This window comes from Chryseobacterium sp. 6424 (assembly GCF_003692615.1).
GTDB lineage: Bacteria > Bacteroidota > Bacteroidia > Flavobacteriales > Weeksellaceae > Kaistella.
This window is the reverse complement of the sequence record NZ_CP023540.1, coordinates 2,126,247-2,142,733: the sequence shown is the minus strand read 5'-3', so window position 1 is coordinate 2,142,733 and position 16,487 is coordinate 2,126,247. Positions and strand designations below refer to the sequence as shown.

Sequence of the window (16,487 nt, the reverse complement as noted above, 5' to 3'; positions counted from 1 at the left end):
TATCTTTGCAATACAAACTGATAACCATTAAAACATAACCTACAAGAGCAGGGAGCACCATATCAAATCATTTTTCATAACCCAACCGCCTCCCTGTTCTTTTCTAAAAAACTAATCATGAAGAAGCTCACCATTTCCCTCGCCGTCTGCTCTGCAATCCTGGCCTTCGGACAACAAGAAAATAAAGACAGTCTAAAGGTGCAAAACATCCAGGAAGTTTTGATGACGAAAAAAGTTTTCAAAAAAGAAAGTGACCGTTTTGTGTACGAGGTGGCCAACGCGCCAGTCGCTAAAGGAAATACAACCTTTGATATCCTGAAACAAACGCCGCTGATTTCCTCTACGGATGATACCAACCTTAAAATTGCCGGAAAAAACAACGCGATCATTTACATCAACGGACGCAAATCCAATATGGACGCGGCTTCGCTTGTACAATTCCTGAAGAATACACCGGCCGAAAACATCCAGAAAATTGAAGTGATTACGATGCCAGGCAGCGAGTTTCAGGTGGAAGCTTCAGACGGCATCATCAATATCATACTAAAGAAAAAATCTACTGATGGCCTTAATGGTAATATGCGGCTGTCGAGCAGCGTGAATAAGTACAGCAATAATTCCGCAAGTTTTACCGGGAATTACCGAAAAGACAAACTCGGCATCAGTGCCAATCTAAGTGGCGGCGCGAATATACAGGCGCAATATTATGAAATGCGCAACGGTAACCGTCTGGTAACTAACGAATCTACGGGCTATATTGATGATCCCAACCAAAACCTCGGGGGTTATATGAATATTGATTACCAACTGAACGATAACAGCAACATTGCCCTTTCATGGAACAGCTGGGCGAACAAAAGTTACCACGCAAATATTAATTTTTTCAATACGCTAAGAACTTACGATCAGCAGGGGAATTTGCTTGATACGAATTTCAGTAATTCACGCAATCAAGAAAATGCCAGGTCATATAACAACAACTTCAACCTTAACTATGAACTGAAAACCGATTCGTTGGGCAGTAAACTGAACCTAAACGCCGCGTACCTGAATTATAAACGCTTCCAGATGACGGATAACAACACCATCGCTGCTTTTGCGGATGGTACCGACGGGTTGCTGACTCGTTATGTATATCAGGATTTGCCGCAAATCATCAATAATTTTTCCGGTACGGCAGATTATACGCAGAAGTTTAAAGAAGATTTCACCGTGTCGGTGGGCGCCAATTTCAACAGCACGGAAACTGATAATGATACCCAAAACACCACTTACGATTATCTTTACGACAATTCAGGGCAGTTGACCGGGACTGAAGTTACCGCTACACCCAACCATTTTGTGTATAATGAAAACATTTATGGCTTTTATCTTACTTTAGAAAAGAAACTCTCGGATAAGTTTTCAGGAAAAGTGGGGGCCCGTTACGAAATTACCAGCAGCACAGGGACTTCTGATAACCAGCAAGACCCCAGCCTGAGGAGGATCGAGCGAAATTACAATAATATTTTGCCTTACATCAGTCTGAATTATGCGTTGAACGATCATCACAACCTTTCATACTCATTTTCGAGCAGAATGCGCAGACCGAGTTTCTGGGAACTGAATCCCGTTAAGAATTTGCTTACGGAATATAATTATACGCAGAACAACCCTTTTGTAAAAGCTTCGGAGACCTATAACCAGGAGCTGACGTATATGTACAAGAACTCTTATTTCGTGATACTCAATCACTCTTTGTTCAAGGATGTTCTTACCCAGGTGCCATTGCAGGGTTTCCCTGTCAGTCCCGATGGAACTGTCGGTACCGTGAATCAGTTGAGGTATATCCGTACCAATTTCGGCACAAAACAAGAGATGTCGGCGGCTTTGGGAATCAATAAAGCCTTCTTCAAGCAGGCGCTATCGCTTAATTTCAATATCGGTGTGCAGCATAATATCAATAAAGGAAGTCTGGCGGTGGACCCAACGACTGGCGACCGCTTTCTGAGTGCTGACGGACAGTTCGTAGCGTATGTAAATGATACAAAATCCACCAGCCTGTTTATCCAAACCAATAATTCGGTTCGGCTTGACAGTAAGAAGACTTGGTTTCTGGGGGTAAGCTATTTTTATGTGGATCAACAGCAGATCGAACTCGGACTGTTAAAGGATTTGATGAGCCTTGACTTCAACATTAAAAAAATATGGAATGACTGGACTTTCACCCTAAGTGTAAATGATGTGTTGCGTACCAACATAATTGAAATAACCGATGTTCAGGATAATGGTAATTACAACGCTATCAGGAATGATATGTACCGGCAGAGTGTAGGTGCCAGCATCGTGTACAATTTCGGTAACAAGAAAGTGAAAAAAGTTCGGGATATCAATGATGCCAGCAGCGATGTAAAATCACGGACCAGATAGTGTCTCGCTTCATTTACAATCCATAAAAAAATCCACTGCCAGAAGCGGTGGATTTTTAAGTTCGATAGGGATAAGGATTTAATTTTTCGGCAAAAAAACTTCTGCAAGCATACATCTGGCGCTGCCGCCGCCGTTTGTTTCGATCGTATGAAGGTCTGCAGAGATGATTTCGCAGTGTTTTTCAATGGCTTGTACCTGCGTTGGTTTTAGCGACTGATACGCGGTTTGGCTCATTATCAGGAATTTTTCTCCAGTGGTATTCTTTACCTGAAGCATGTTACCCGCAAACTGCTGTAATTGGTCTTCGGAGATTTCAATGATTTCTTTTCCGGTAGATTTGATGGTTTCCTGTACTTTTTCACGCTCAAGTTCATTATCAATACAATCTAGGCAAATCACTACAAAGCGGTCTGCGACGCACATCATCACATTGGTGTGATAGATCGGTAGCCGCTCGCCGTTAGCATTTTGGAATGAATGAAAAATGACTGGCCGGAAATGATAGGCCTCGCAAAATTTTTTGAAAAGATGCTCATCCAAGCGTAGGGAAACCGAGCCGTAGGCAATTTTATGGTCATGGTCGAAAATCATGCTTCCGGTACCTTCCAGGAACTTCTCGTTTTTCTCATGCGAGGACCAGTCATCAACTTTATTGATGCGGAATCCGTGGGACTGTAATGTATCAAGGATGTCCGAACGTCTTTCTACCCGGCGGTTTGGCGCGAACATCGGGTAAAGTACTACGTTACCATCACGGTGAAAACTCACCCAGTTATTAGGGAAAATAGAGTCGGGCGTATGTGGGTGCAAGGTATCTTTAACGGTGATCACCTGTATGCCTTTTTGCTGAAGTTTTGTGACAAAGCCCTGGAATTCCTGCAAAGCTTTCTCCTGAATGTCCCGGCCCCGCTGTTCTATCTGGAAGTAGTTGTTGGCTGCCGTCTGTGCATTATAGCCGAAAGCCACAGGTTCTATCATCAGTACAGTATCTGTTGTCTGCATATCTTTTTTTAAAATTTAAAATAATTATCCGCGAACCAAAGGAAGGGTGGAACATCTCAGTAAACCGCCCATTTTAGAAATTTCGCGGTAAGGGATTTCTTCCACCGTCATTCCCCATTCATTACGAAGGTGATTGTTCATGCGGGTAAAAGACTTATCGGAAACCACCACCTGCGGTGAAATCGAGAAGATATTAGGATTCATTTGGAACATTTCCTCCGTAGTTACATGGAAGCAGTTTTCTTCACCGAAAATATCCAGCAGCAGGCGATAGTCGCTGTCATCCACAAAACCATCCTTGTAGATGATGCATTTATCTTTACCAACAGGGTTGAAGGTACAGTCCAGATGAAGGATGCCGGTAAAAGGGTCGGTGTCATTCTTTCTTAGCTCCAGGTCGATGATGCGCTTTTTCGGGAAGTATTCCTTCAAGATTTCGATGGCATATTCATTGGTGCGGGCTGTTTTGAAATTGCGGTAATCCTCTGAAAAACAAGTTCCTATGAACAGGAAGTCATCCCATAGTATCACGTCGCCGCCTTCAATATGTGCGGAATCTGGCAGATTTACAATTTTCTTCCATCCAACGTGCGCGAAAATTTCACGGTAGGCATCCTGCTCATTGTAACGGTCTTGTATGATGTTTGAAATGATCATCTTATCATCAATCACAAAGGCGACATCGCGGGAAAATACTTGGTTGTAATTCTCGATAAGATGGGGCCGGTGGATCTCTACATTATACTTTTTCAGTACATCCTCAAAAGCCGCCATTTCTGCGATGATGGAGGATTCTTCCGGGTAAATATTGTTATAGATAGAGTGGTAGGATTTAGCGTCATAGCTGTCTTCTAGTGAGTGTACTTCACCGATGGAGTGCGGAAGGCCTAATACTACAGATTTTAAAGTGTCCGTTTCGTTGGTAATATTCAGTTTCATAAATTTTTTTGCAATGACTCAAAAATAACGAAACCTGCTGAAGTGAAAAAATTTTTATTATGAACAATTTTTGGTATTAAACTGACAAAAGGGCAGGGATTATGACAGGTCATGGTCTTAACATTTATACTAAATTTTAATCAAATATTTAAATACAATTAAAAACTGGTAATTATTGTTAATATTTAGTTAAATCTGAAACGGCCTTAATGAGATCAATACTTATTTAGCATTAAATTTGACAACAGTAAGCCATAAATAAATTTTATAATATATATGAAGATGAACAATATCTTGAAAAAAATGCTCCCCTACGCTTTTGTAGGGATTATCTCCGGGGCCACAACCTTTGGTGCGATCAGTTATTTCGATCAGCAGCAAAATGGCGATTTCTCTTATTTCGCTCCTAAAAATACCGAGTCTCGCTTTGTCTCTATCAATGCCTCCGCTGTTGGTGATGATTTTGTGCAAGCCTCCAAAATGACGGTCCCCGCTGTAGTTAGTATTAAAAATTACGCAGACAGGTCCAACCGAAGAAGCGAACAGGATATGTTCGATATGTTTTTCGGCATACCAAGACAACAGCAACCTCCGCAGAATATGCCTTCAGGCATGGGGTCTGGGGTAATTATCTCGCCCGATGGCTATATCATTTCCAATAATCACGTGATCGCTGGGGCAAGCAAACTAGAAGTGGTACTTTCAAATAAGAAATCTTACGTTGCCAATCTAGTAGGAACGGACCCCACAACAGATATCGCACTGCTCAAAATTGAAGATAAAGGGCTCCCATATCTGAATTTTGCCAACTCCGATAATGTGGAAGTGGGGCAGTGGGTACTCGCTGTAGGAAATCCAATGGGGCTAAACTCTACAGTAACAGCGGGGATTGTTTCCGCAAAAGGCAGAAGCATTGATTTGTTAAGCCAGCAATCGAGAACCCCGATTGAAAGTTTCATCCAAACCGATGCGGCCATTAACCCAGGAAATTCGGGTGGTGCGCTGGTTAACACAAATGGAGAACTCATCGGTATTAATTCTGCAATTTCTTCAAAAACAGGATATTATGAGGGGTATGGCTTTGCCGTTCCTGCGAATCTTGCCAGAAAAGTAGTGGAAGATATTAAGCAGTTTGGGCTTGTGCAGCGTGGTTTCCTAGGTGTAAAATCACTTGATTTATCTGATACCAGACAGGTGACAGCCTACAATCAGCAAAACAGAACCAACCTGAAATCCGGTGACGGTGTATATTTAACAGAAGTAGTGGCTAATGGTGGTGCGGAAGCGGCAGGTTTACGTACAGGCGACATCATCACAAAAGTGGATAATACCACAATTTCTAACTATTACGACCTTTCATTCGCGGTAGGAAGCAAGAGACCTGGGGATAAAGTGCTGGTGACTTATCTTAGAAACGGTAAAGCAAATACAGTAAACGTAACACTACGTGATGAAAAAGGCGGCACAACATTCAGAAGTAAGGCTGATTTGACGGTAAGTGAAAAAATAGGCGCTGATTTCGAACCATTGAGTGAACGTTTAAAAGTAAATTATGGTCTTAACAGTGGCGTAATCGCTAAAAATGTAGTGGCCGGAAGCGAAATGGCCAAAATCGGTATCGTAGATAACTATATCGTGATTGAAGTGAATGGTAAACCTGTAAACAGCCAAAAAGATGTAGAGCGTATCTTACAATCTTATAAAGGAAATGTACAGGTAAGATATGTAGATGAAATTGGCAGAATTACTACCCGCGGATTCAAAATGCCTTAGGAATACTTAGTATAAATTTAAAACGCAGCTTTTATAGAGCTGCGTTTTTTTTGTTTTGTGATCTGCGTAAGCGTTTCTTTTTACGTTCATAAATAACTTCCGTAATCTTTCCGCCAATCCATGAAAACGGAAAAAAGGTAAGGAAAATACAGATCTTGTAAAAAGTAGGATGATATGGGAAAATAATAATATCGAGCATCGCCATAAACAACAGTATAAACCCAATGAGGATCGCATAAGCTACTTTGGCATATTTTACGATGATGGCAGTTACTACACCACCTACAGTTGCAGCGATGCCTGAGGAAACAAGCAGCGCCACAAAGAAGTAAGGCTTATACTGCATGGCTTGCAGAAGCTGCTCCCAGTGGCCAAACGGCGCATATTCGTCATAGGTGATCCACGCGGCGTTCAGCCGTACACCGAGCGAAATAATCAGCGCAGCTACACCAAGGCCTACAAATACTGCAATGGTATTTCGAAGAAAATTCATTAGAACTGATGTGCGATCATTGAAATTTCGATATCCACATTTTTGGGCAGGCAAGATACCTGTACCGTCTCACGCGCCGGGAAGTACTGCGGATCTAGGTAAGACGCGTAAATATCATTCATTACCGCGAAATCATCCATGTTTTTAAGAAAGATAGAGGCTTTTACCACGTTTTTGAACGTCATTCCGGCTTCTGTTAAGATAGCTTCCAGATTTTTCATCACCTGGTGCGTTTCTTTCTCGATGCCTTCCACCAGTTTACCGGTTTCAGGGTTTAAAGGAATCTGGCCTGATATGTACAGAACCCCGTTAATGAGATTTGCCTGAGAATATGGGCCGATGGCCGCCGGTGCGTTGGTAGTAGATATTATTGTTTTCATAACACAATATTGTAGTCGCAAATATAAACTAATGTTTAATTCTTTCAAAAATTAATTAGAAAGGCGCGTTAGGCTGCGTGAAACTGCGGTCCCTGTACTTCAGCGCGTCTCTTAAGATATTGGCCTTTATACCGATAAAGAAGTCATACACTTTATATTGCCCGTAGGGGATCCAGTTAAAGTTAATGGTGAAACTGCGCTGGTCACGCGAAAAGCCGAGTTGGGTGTTGGCAATTTCCTTTGAAATCACATCATAATAAAGATTACCGGTAATATTCCAGTACGGGCTGAGTTTGATGCTGCCATCCAAACCTATGGAAGCCATTTTACTGCCGAAGCGGCTGAGACTTCGTGTGTAGCTGTACTGTGCGTTGATGTTCAGTGACCACGGCTGTTCAAAACGCGAATAATTGTCTTCATCGAAGTAATAATTCTCATTACGTATTTCCCCTTTTTTAGGATATTTCTTAGAGAGGTCTTCGCTGTCTTTCTTCTTGAAGATTTCGCTGCTGAGCGGGTAAGATAACTGCGCGTTAAAACCCTGAAGACTGAAATAACCAAAGTTCTGCGTGCGTACACCGGTATTTTCGCCGGGCGCAAAAAGGATTTGGTAAGGCTCCAGATTCAGTGCGGTATTGATGTTCAGTTTATCGAACAGCGTGGTTTGCCCACTGAAAGAGAAGATAGACCATTTGTGCTCAGGTGCCGCAAAATTATAATTTGTGTTGAAGTTTAAACTTTCGAATATTTTGATCTTCTTTACACCGGTAGAGTCTGTCTTGGACCGCACCTTCATTTCAAGATTGTTATTTACCGAAATACTCAGCGCCTGTACAAGACCTGAATTGGGCGAACCTACGATCCCACGGTCAAAGATTGAGTATGGTGTCATCTCGCCGCGGTCGTTATAATAATTTCTGTAGTATCCGAAACCGGGCGTCGAAAAATCTGGTGAATAGGTGAAGCCGATCTGCGGAGTCACCATGTGTCGGATGGCTTGTACCGCCGAAGTACGCTTGAAATTCAACATACCATAAAGTACTGTTTGCAAACTCGCGCCGGTAGAAAAAGAGGAATAGCCCGCGATTTTCTTCTGTAGGATGTCTTCAACTTTATTGGTTACCGGATTGTAATTTCGGGTTAAAGTCTTGGTAGTTAAGGCATTGTCGATATTGGCGTTCAGCGAGAAAGTGAAATATTTAGCAATGGTCGTATTCGTACCGAGGGTGATGTTGTTTTTCAGGCCGGTTTGCATCTTGTCCCACATCGCCGGGGTGAAGAGTTCATCTTCAGTAGTCTGCACGAAATTATTGAAATTTAGGCCGGTATTGACCGTGATATTTTCTAAAAGCCCTTCTCTGATGCCAGATTTGGGTTTAAATAGATAGAACTGATTAATAGCCACATTCAGCACAGGCAATTTAAGGTCCGCAAAGCCCGTAGAAAAATTCTGTGAGTAAGAGGCCGTCCCCGTGATGGTTACAGGAAGTGTTAAAAACCTTTTTACGACACTGATGCTTGAGTTCTGCTGTGCGTTCAGGTTATTTTGGTTAAAAGCGTAATTGTTATTGACCGTATTGTTATAAAATCTGTTGCTCACCACATCAACCGAGGCAGAAAAGGTAAGGAACGGATTGGCTTTTTGGTCTTGCTGATGCCGCCAGGCGATTCTGTAGGTTCCGGTTTTAGAGTAATCGGGCAAACCGCGGATGCCGCGTACTGTGGTGCCTATATCCGCTGAAAAGTTACCGGTATAACGGTAATTTTTCTTGTAGTTCATCTCTGGCCGCAGGTTCCAGCTACCTTTTGTGTATAGGTCTGCCAGGATTTTCAAGTCGAAATGGTCGCCGATAGGCTGGTAATAACCAAGGGAATTCAGGAAGAAGCCTACATCTTCACGTTCCCCGAAACTCGGGATCAGGATGCCGGCGCTCCGCTTATCGGAAAACGGCAGAATGGCAAACGGCAGCACAAGTGGGGTAGGCACCTGTTCAATGTACATTTGTATAGGCCCGGTGATGACCTGTGATTTTTCTTTGCCTTTGATCAGTTTGATGTTGGGCGCCAAAAGGTAATAATCCGCGATGGTGTCTTTCTTTTTAATGAAATATTCATCCGTGGTATATTTCCCCCGCCGCATGAAGAAAACCGAGTCGTTATATTTTTTGGTTCTTTCGGCTATAATAACACCTTCGCTTTCTTCAGTCCTTGCATTGAAGGCGATGGCTTGGCGGGTTTTGATGTTGTAGGTAAACTCGTCATACTCATAGCTCTTGCCGCCTTGTGTGGCGATGGCAGGGGTACGGATGCGCCCCAGCGAATCCAGTTCACCGCGTGCGAAAATCATTGATCGGTCCCAATCAATCGAAATATAATCCGCGTCAATCTGCATATCTTGATATTTCACCTGTGCTTTTCGGTTCAGGTAAGTCATCTTTTTCGGGATATCATTGCGAATGTTTTCAGCCTTACTTTCTACCACATCCTCAAGGCGTTCGGGGATGGTTCGCAGCGTGTCCGTACGCGTAATCGTATCGTTAACTCCCTTATTTTCAGGCAAATTTTGAGCGTAGGTAAACGCTAAAAAATTGTTAAAAATTAGGATAATTAAGATTAGTAATCTATTTTTGAAGCCGTTTTTGACCAAAGCGGGGTTTTCTGTAATTTGGGGTCAAAATTAGCATAAATTTTAAAATCAGCAGATGATTAGGTTTAGTTTTTCTCTCAAAAAATATTTTCTCTTTCTTTTTATCGTAATCTTCAGTCTCAGCCCAGCGCAGAAAAAATTTACCATCGTTCTCGATGCCGGACATGGCGGTTCGGATCATGGTGCTAACCGGTATTACAGCGATTTGGGTACGGTTCGCGAAAAGGATATTGCCCTTTCAATCGTATTGAAAATTGGGCGTATGCTGGAGAAGAATAAAGATTACAAAATCATTTATACACGCAAGGTAGATGAATTTCCTTCCCTGATAGACCGTACGACACTGGCGAACCGCAGTAAGGCAGATTTATTTATCTCCGTGCACTGTAACGCAAGTACGAAAACTTCCCCTTACGGAACGGAAACATTCGTACAGGGCCCCGATCAGAACAAAACCAATCTTGAAGTCGCCAAAGCGGAGAATGATGTGATTTTTCTTGATGAAAAAGACCGCCAGATGTTTGCCTCATACGACCCGAAATCTCCCGAATCACTCATCGCGCTTAAGATCCAGCAAAGCAAGTATCTTGAAAGCAGTTTGCTTTTTGGCAGTTTCGTAGAGGAAAATTTTGTGAAAAAAGACAAACGTCTTTCCCGGGGCGTAAAACAGCAGAACCTCCACGTACTTCGTCTTAATGCCATGCCTTCTGTACTTATAGAAACAGGTTTCATCAGTAATTATGATGAGGCAGTGTATCTGGCATCAGATAAAGGACAGGATGAGATCGCCGGAAGTATTTATGAAGCAGTCCTCAGTTATAAGAAAGCGTTTGACCGCAATGCATCTGTATCCGCCGCACGCGAACCGGAAAAACCAGAGGAGAAACCGCTTAAAAATGATTTCAGAATCCTGCTGATGTCTGCCCCAGTGAAATACAACAGTGGCGACCCGGCACTGAAAGGCCTTAATTACATATTAACGATTAAAGAAAACAGGCTGTATAAGTATTATTACAGTACTACTAATTTGGCTTCGGTAAGGGATAACAACCTAAAAACAGCCAAAGACGCCGGTTTCAAAAATGCCGCGCCGGTTTCATTTGTGCCTAACCAGAAGTTAGGGATCGGTTATTACACGCTCGAACTTGCTGTTACACAACAGCGCCTAAGCAGCAACTCACCAATGCTTAATGCGCTGAAAGATGTAAACAGGGTAAAACAAGACGGAAAATTCTACTATACCTATGGCAAATTCGCTACTTTGGAAGAAGCGGTGCAAGCCCAAAAAACCATCGAAGAAAAAGGCATTAAAAATTCGGTGATTGAAAAAGTTTTAAAATAATTTCAAAAAGGTGTTGCAAGTTTAAAACTTTAGTTCTATTTTTGCAGTCCCTAAAACAAAGGCCTATTCGTCTAGTGGTAAGGACTCAAGATTTTCATTCTTGCAACAGGGGTTCGATTCCCCTATAGGCTACAAAGAATGATGATTGAAAAAAAATAAAAAAAACATTTTGTAATTAAAAAAGATTTTATATCTTTGCACCCAAGTTATAAGAGATATGGCAAATCATAAATCAGCGCTGAAAAGAATCAGACAGAACGAAAAGAAAAGATTAAGAAACAGATACTATCATAAGACTGCTAGAACAGCTTTGAAAGTACTGCGTAATGAAGAAGATAAAACTGTTGCGGCTGAACAATTGCCAAAAGTAATCTCTTTGTTGGATAAATTGGTGAAGAAAAACATCATCCACAAAAACAAAGCAGCTAACCTGAAAAGCAAACTTACAAAGCACGTTAACAAACTTGCGTAAGTTAAGATAAACGGCCCGTTCGTCTATCGGTTAGGACCTCAGATTTTCATTCTGGTAAGAGGGGTTCGATTCCCCTACGGGCTACGAAGCTTCCGAATTATTTCGGAAGCTTTTTTTATGCCTTTTTCCGTCATCCCCGCTGTATTATGGGTATTCTTTGCTCCCCATTTTCATAATTTCCAAAAATCCTTATCTTTGGCTTCACCCAAAATTAAATAATGGAAAGCCAAAAATATACTCCCAAAAACAAAATCAGAATTGTCACCGCCGCAGCCCTGTTCGATGGGCACGATGCCGCTATCAATATCATGCGCCGCGTCATTCAGGCCACCGGCGTGGAGGTGATTCACCTCGGGCACGACAAGTCCGCTGAAGAAGTGGTGAACACCGCGATTCAGGAAGATGCCAATGCGATCGCCATCACATCCTATCAGGGCGGTCATAATGAATATTTTAAATACATCTACGACCTGCTGAGGCAAAGGAACGCTTCGCACATCCGTATTTTTGGTGGCGGTGGCGGTGTTATTTTGCCTGAAGAAATTAAAGATTTGATGGATTACGGCATCACCCGAATCTATTCACCTGATGATGGCCGCGAGCTCGGTCTTCAGGGAATGATCGATGATTTGGTACAGAAATCCGATTACGCGACCGGTGAAAATGTCGGTGTCGAAAAGCTGGACCAGATTCGTTTTGAAGATTCAAAGTCCATTGCTGAAGTGATTTCCGCGGTTGAAAACTTCTCGGAAACTAAGACTGATCTGGTTAATGAAATCGACCGTAGAGCCAAGGATTCCATCATCCCGATCATCGGCATCACCGGAACGGGCGGCGCAGGAAAATCTTCTTTAACCGACGAATTGGTGCGAAGGTTCATCCGTTCGAATCCTGAAAAGAAAATTGCGATCATTTCGATCGATCCATCAAAGAAAAAAACCGGCGGCGCGCTGCTCGGCGACCGTATCCGGATGAATTCCATTAACGATTCGCGCGTGTATATGCGTTCGATGGCTACGCGCGAGAACAATGTTTCGGTGTCGCCGCACATTCATTCAGCTTTGAATATTTTAAAGATTGCTGGGCCGGATGTCATCATCCTTGAAACCTCCGGAATCGGCCAGTCGGGTTCCGAAATCGCCGACATTGCCGATGTTTCGATGTACGTGATGACGCCTGAATATGGTGCTTCCACCCAACTCGAAAAGATCGACATGCTCGATTATGCAGACCTGATCGCTTTGAATAAATCCGATAAACGTGGCGCCCTCGATGCGCTTCAGGCCGTGAAAAAGCAGTTCCAGCGAAACCACGTGCTGTTCGATCAGCCTTTGGATGAAATGCCGGTATTCTCTACCAAAGCCAGCCAGTTCAACGATTGGGGAACCACAGAGCTTTACAATTCGCTCATCCAAAAATTAAATTCAAAGTTTACAGCTTTAAACTTAAGTGAATACGAAGAACAAAACGTGTCGGAGGAAACCACGATCATACCGCCAAAACGGGTGCGTTACCTGTCCGAAATCGTCGATATCAACCGTGCTTACGATAAAAATGTTGTTGAACAGGCTTTGATTGCACAAAAACTTTATCAGTTGGAAGGTGCCAAACACGCGCTGGAAGGCGACGAGCATTGCCAGGAAAAGATCGAGAAAGTCTTCCAGAAAACCAAAAAGCAGCTTTCTGAAGAGAACGCCTACTTCCTGCACGGCTGGCACCAGTTTAAGGAAGAACTCAACGCTGACTCTTATTCGTATTTTGTGCGTGGCAAGGAAATCAAGGTTCAAACAAAGTCTGAAACGCTTTCACATCTTAAAATTCCGAAAATCGCGTTGCCGAAATTCCAGGATTGGGGTGATCTCATCCGCTGGAAAGGTCAGGAAAACGTACCGGGAGCTTTCCCGTTCACGGCCGGTATTTATCCTTTTAAAAGAACAGGCGAGGACCCGACAAGAATGTTTGCCGGCGAAGGCGGGCCTGAAAGAACCAACCGACGTTTTCATTACGTTTCGGCGGATATGGATGCCAAAAGGCTTTCCACAGCTTTCGATTCTGTGACGCTTTACGGTCAGGATCCGGCGCTTCCACCCGATATTTTCGGGAAAATCGGTAATGCGGGCGTGTCGATCGCCACTTTGGATGATGCCAAAAAGCTTTATTCAGGTTTTGATTTGGTAAATGCGATGACTTCCGTTTCGATGACGATCAACGGGCCGGCGCCTATGTTGCTCGCGTTTTTCATGAACGCGGCCATCGATCAGAACTGCGAAAAATATATCGAGGAAAACAATCTTTGGCATGTTGTAGAAGATAAATTAAAAGCCAAATTCGATGATAAAGGGTTGAAGAGACCGGTTTATCATGGTGAATTGCCGCCTTCAAACAACGGTTTGGGACTTAAACTGCTCGGTTTGACGGGGGACGAAGTCTTAAATGCTGATGTTTATTCAAAAATTAAAGGCGAAACCATCGCCACCGTGCGTGGAACCGTTCAGGCGGATATTTTGAAAGAAGACCAGGCACAGAACACCTGCATTTTCTCCACCGAATTTGCCTTAAGACTGATGGGCGATGTGCAGCAGTATTTCATTGAAGAAAAAGTAAGGAATTTCTACTCCGTATCTATTTCGGGTTACCACATTGCCGAAGCCGGCGCGAACCCGATTTCGCAGCTCGCATTCACGCTTGCTAACGGTTTCACCTATGTGGAATATTATCTGAGCCGCGGTATGGACATCAATGATTTTGCGCCAAACCTTTCCTTTTTCTTCTCGAACGGTATCGACCCGGAATATGCGGTGATCGGTCGTGTGGCACGCAGAATCTGGGCTAAAGCGATGCGCGAAAAATACAACGCCAACGAACGTAGCCAGATGCTGAAGTACCACATCCAGACTTCCGGACGTTCGCTGCACGCGCAGGAAATCGATTTTAATGATATCCGAACGACTTTGCAGGCGCTTTACGCGATCTATGATAACTGTAACTCACTGCATACCAATGCATACGATGAAGCGATCACCACACCTACGGAAGATTCGGTTCGTCGAGCAATGGCAATCCAATTGATTATTAATAAAGAACTTGGTCTGGCCAAAAACGAGAATCCTTTGCAGGGATCATTCATCATCGAAGAACTTACAGACCTTGTGGAGGAAGCTGTTTATGCAGAATTTGACCGTATCACAGAGCGTGGAGGTGTTTTAGGCGCAATGGAAACCATGTATCAACGCTCGAAGATCCAGGAGGAATCGATGCATTATGAATGGCTGAAACACACTGGCGAATATCCGATCATCGGTGTCAACACTTTCCTTGGCAAAGATGGTTCGCCCACAGTATTGCCCGGCGAAGTGATCCGTTCTACGGAAGAGGAAAAGCAACAGCAAATCCGAAATCTCGAGAATTATCAGCAGGCTAACGCCGCGAAAACTGAACAGGCACTGAAGGACCTGCAAAGTGCCGCGATCAACCAGCAGAATCTCTTCGCGATCATGATGGAAGCGGTGAAATACTGTTCATTAGGCCAGATCACTAACGCGCTGTTCGAAGTAGGCGGGAAGTACAGGAGGAATATGTAAGATATTTGGTACGATTACTTAATTTAACAAACTCAAAAAAACCGTGTCACTTTTTTAGCGACACGGTTTTTTGTTTTAAAGTGTAATCTTTTTATTTCGGATTATTCTCTATTCTGTATTGTATCGGCTTGAAACTTCCACCATTGCTGTCCTCCGCAGAGCACGCCGTGAGGCAGACCAGCAAATCCATCATGGCTTCGAACTGTACGTAATCTCCAGCTTTTGAAGTGGGCGGCAAAACGGAAATTTTTCCCTTTGCATCGAACTGTACATTCATGAAGATATTGAAAGCAGTCGGAATTTCGTCCTGCGTAACGCCGAATGGCTCCAAATTCTTCGTAAGATTTTCCAGGCAACTTGGGTGATAACCCTTGTAATCGTACATGATTTCAAAAGTTTCCTTACTGCAGGGCGCCAAAAGGAAATCATTGCGGCCATTGGTGTCGGCGATGATTTTGGCCATTTTTTGAGAACGGTTGCTCCAAAGATAATTTCCAGCTGTTAACAGGATTGATTCTTCGAAGTCCAGCGTCTTTCCGGATGAAATCTTCTCGCCATGATCGTTCCGTTTGAGCATCACCATGTCACTGACCTGGCAGCCTTGGGGATCGATCACGGTTAAGATCTGGCCTTTGTTCAGTAAAAATGCTTTACCCGTTTGTGGTGGGATGGTATGTGTTACGTCTTGCATTAGCTGTGTTTATGATGGAACGGACATTTCCAGGAACTTTCAACATTTCGGCCGCTGTACTGCTTGCTCTCAGAATCATCACCGAAATCTTTAAGCACGGGATTGATGCTGCCTTGTAGCTTTTCATCGTTTTTGCGAATCATATCGCGGACGTTTTGGTAGGTTCCCATCTCGCGCAGTTTCTCGAACTGAAAATGCAGATTGAAAACTAAAGCGGTATAAGGCGCCTGTCGGGCCATCCGTGAACTTTTCGGGTGCATTCCGATGACATAAAAAGCTTTGCCCATCAGGCTAAAACTGAATTCCGCATCATTTGGATCTTTGCTTACGTTCTCGTCCCACGGCGCATCATCAGCGTTATGAAGTTTCTGAAGCGTTTCCCAAAGGGCATTTTCAAAAGAAAGTTCATCCTCAAATTTATTATTTGGGAAAACCGCCACAAATGAACGGAAGTCCATCGAATCAATTTTTGAAGCACCTTCAAGATAGGTCCCAAGATCGGCGAGCAGTTGGGAAATGTCAGCTTGCCCATGCATATCATCATAAACATGAAGGTCATAATTATTCATCTTGAAAACCGATTTGGCCATCACACACGGATGTTGGGTTTCAAGAATAAATGATTTAAAGTCGCGGTTGATCACTGCGAAATCCGCAGTTTGAGTATTTGTGTCCATCATAGTTTATCTTTGTTGTGCGCGTATTCAAAAGAATTTCGAATGTGCATCAGAATAGATACAACTATGATACCACAAAGG

The 16,487-nt window shown here is 43.2% G+C and carries 12 protein-coding genes and 2 tRNA genes; 7 read left to right on the top strand and 7 right to left on the bottom strand.

Annotated features, from left to right (window positions below; all coding sequences use genetic code 11):
• Positions 1-117 precede the first annotated feature (117 nt).
• Complete coding sequence (locus CO230_RS10030) at positions 118-2,409, top strand: TonB-dependent receptor domain-containing protein (protein WP_122028470.1); 2,292 nt, start codon at positions 118-120, stop codon at positions 2,407-2,409.
• A 78-nt stretch (positions 2,410-2,487) separates the two neighbouring features.
• Here CO230_RS10030 and ctlX read toward each other — a convergent pair whose 3' ends face one another.
• Positions 2,488-3,411 carry a citrulline utilization hydrolase CtlX gene (gene ctlX / locus CO230_RS10025; RefSeq protein ID WP_122028469.1) on the bottom strand — a complete coding sequence of 308 codons (924 nt, stop codon included), beginning with the start codon at positions 3,409-3,411 and terminating at the stop codon, positions 2,488-2,490.
• 24 nt (positions 3,412-3,435) lie between these two features.
• Positions 3,436-4,350: a dimethylarginine dimethylaminohydrolase family protein gene (locus tag CO230_RS10020; protein WP_122028468.1), complete on the bottom strand. Its 915-nt coding sequence runs from the start codon at positions 4,348-4,350 to the stop codon at positions 3,436-3,438.
• A 282-nt stretch (positions 4,351-4,632) separates the two neighbouring features.
• Here CO230_RS10020 and CO230_RS10015 point away from each other — a divergent pair, with 282 nt between their 5' ends.
• Positions 4,633-6,123 carry a trypsin-like peptidase domain-containing protein gene (locus CO230_RS10015; RefSeq protein WP_122028956.1) on the top strand — a complete coding sequence of 497 codons (1,491 nt, stop codon included), beginning with the start codon at positions 4,633-4,635 and terminating at the stop codon, positions 6,121-6,123.
• A gap of 31 nt (positions 6,124-6,154) precedes the next feature.
• Here the strand turns inward: CO230_RS10015 and CO230_RS10010 are convergent, their stop codons facing one another.
• Genes CO230_RS10010 through CO230_RS10000 form a run of 3 tightly spaced genes read right to left on the bottom strand, consistent with a single transcriptional unit; the run spans position 6,155 to position 9,643 of the window.
• The gene (locus CO230_RS10010) at positions 6,155-6,616 is read right to left on the bottom strand and encodes a hypothetical protein (protein WP_122028467.1); all 462 of its coding nucleotides are present in this window, start codon (positions 6,614-6,616) and stop codon (positions 6,155-6,157) included.
• Positions 6,616-6,996: a RidA family protein gene (locus CO230_RS10005; RefSeq protein WP_122028466.1), complete on the bottom strand. Its 381-nt coding sequence runs from the start codon at positions 6,994-6,996 to the stop codon at positions 6,616-6,618. Before CO230_RS10005 ends, CO230_RS10010 begins: the two co-directional genes overlap by 1 nt.
• Before the next feature lie 55 nt (positions 6,997-7,051).
• Complete coding sequence (locus CO230_RS10000; protein WP_122028465.1) at positions 7,052-9,643, bottom strand: putative LPS assembly protein LptD; 2,592 nt, start codon at positions 9,641-9,643, stop codon at positions 7,052-7,054.
• A 55-nt stretch (positions 9,644-9,698) separates the two neighbouring features.
• On the opposite strand from CO230_RS10000, the gene CO230_RS09995 reads away from it, so the two are divergent.
• From CO230_RS09995 to CO230_RS09975, 5 genes are all read left to right on the top strand, one after another.
• A complete protein-coding gene (locus CO230_RS09995; protein ID WP_122028464.1) occupies positions 9,699-10,985 on the top strand; it encodes an N-acetylmuramoyl-L-alanine amidase in 1,287 nt (428 codons plus the stop codon).
• A 60-nt stretch (positions 10,986-11,045) separates the two neighbouring features.
• Positions 11,046-11,117: transfer RNA gene (locus CO230_RS09990), tRNA-Glu, on the top strand.
• Positions 11,118-11,202: 85 nt separating this feature from the next.
• Positions 11,203-11,457: a 30S ribosomal protein S20 gene (gene rpsT, locus CO230_RS09985; protein ID WP_122028463.1), complete on the top strand. Its 255-nt coding sequence runs from the start codon at positions 11,203-11,205 to the stop codon at positions 11,455-11,457.
• A gap of 12 nt (positions 11,458-11,469) precedes the next feature.
• Positions 11,470-11,541 (top strand) — tRNA-Glu (locus CO230_RS09980).
• Between the two features lie 134 nt (positions 11,542-11,675).
• Positions 11,676-15,038, top strand: coding sequence for a methylmalonyl-CoA mutase family protein (locus CO230_RS09975; protein ID WP_122028462.1), 3,363 nt, complete (start codon positions 11,676-11,678; stop codon positions 15,036-15,038).
• 91 nt (positions 15,039-15,129) lie between these two features.
• Here CO230_RS09975 and CO230_RS09970 read toward each other — a convergent pair whose 3' ends face one another.
• Positions 15,130-15,729, bottom strand: a complete 600-nt coding sequence (locus tag CO230_RS09970; protein ID WP_122028461.1) for a DUF1989 domain-containing protein — start codon at positions 15,727-15,729, stop codon at positions 15,130-15,132.
• Positions 15,729-16,409: a guanitoxin biosynthesis heme-dependent pre-guanitoxin N-hydroxylase GntA gene (gene gntA, locus CO230_RS09965; RefSeq protein ID WP_122028460.1), complete on the bottom strand. Its 681-nt coding sequence runs from the start codon at positions 16,407-16,409 to the stop codon at positions 15,729-15,731. The genes CO230_RS09970 and gntA overlap by 1 nt, the downstream gene beginning before the upstream one ends.
• Between the last annotated feature and the right edge of the window lie 78 nt (positions 16,410-16,487).

Bases quoted from the DNA above. Each gene is read 5' to 3' on its own strand.
- CO230_RS10020 (WP_122028468.1), bottom strand. From the start codon at position 4,350: ATGAAACTGAATATTACCAACGAAACGGACACTTTAAAATCTGTAGTA.
- CO230_RS09995 (WP_122028464.1), top strand. From the start codon at position 9,699: ATGATTAGGTTTAGTTTTTCTCTCAAAAAATATTTTCTCTTTCTTTTT.
- CO230_RS10010 (WP_122028467.1), bottom strand. From the start codon at position 6,616: ATGAATTTTCTTCGAAATACCATTGCAGTATTTGTAGGCCTTGGTGTA.
- ctlX (WP_122028469.1), bottom strand. From the start codon at position 3,411: ATGCAGACAACAGATACTGTACTGATGATAGAACCTGTGGCTTTCGGC.
- CO230_RS10030 (WP_122028470.1), top strand. From the start codon at position 118: ATGAAGAAGCTCACCATTTCCCTCGCCGTCTGCTCTGCAATCCTGGCC.
- rpsT (WP_122028463.1), top strand. From the start codon at position 11,203: ATGGCAAATCATAAATCAGCGCTGAAAAGAATCAGACAGAACGAAAAG.
- CO230_RS09975 (WP_122028462.1), top strand. From the start codon at position 11,676: ATGGAAAGCCAAAAATATACTCCCAAAAACAAAATCAGAATTGTCACC.
- CO230_RS10005 (WP_122028466.1), bottom strand. From the start codon at position 6,996: ATGAAAACAATAATATCTACTACCAACGCACCGGCGGCCATCGGCCCA.
- gntA (WP_122028460.1), bottom strand. From the start codon at position 16,409: ATGATGGACACAAATACTCAAACTGCGGATTTCGCAGTGATCAACCGC.
- CO230_RS10015 (WP_122028956.1), top strand. From the start codon at position 4,633: ATGAACAATATCTTGAAAAAAATGCTCCCCTACGCTTTTGTAGGGATT.
- CO230_RS09970 (WP_122028461.1), bottom strand. From the start codon at position 15,729: ATGCAAGACGTAACACATACCATCCCACCACAAACGGGTAAAGCATTT.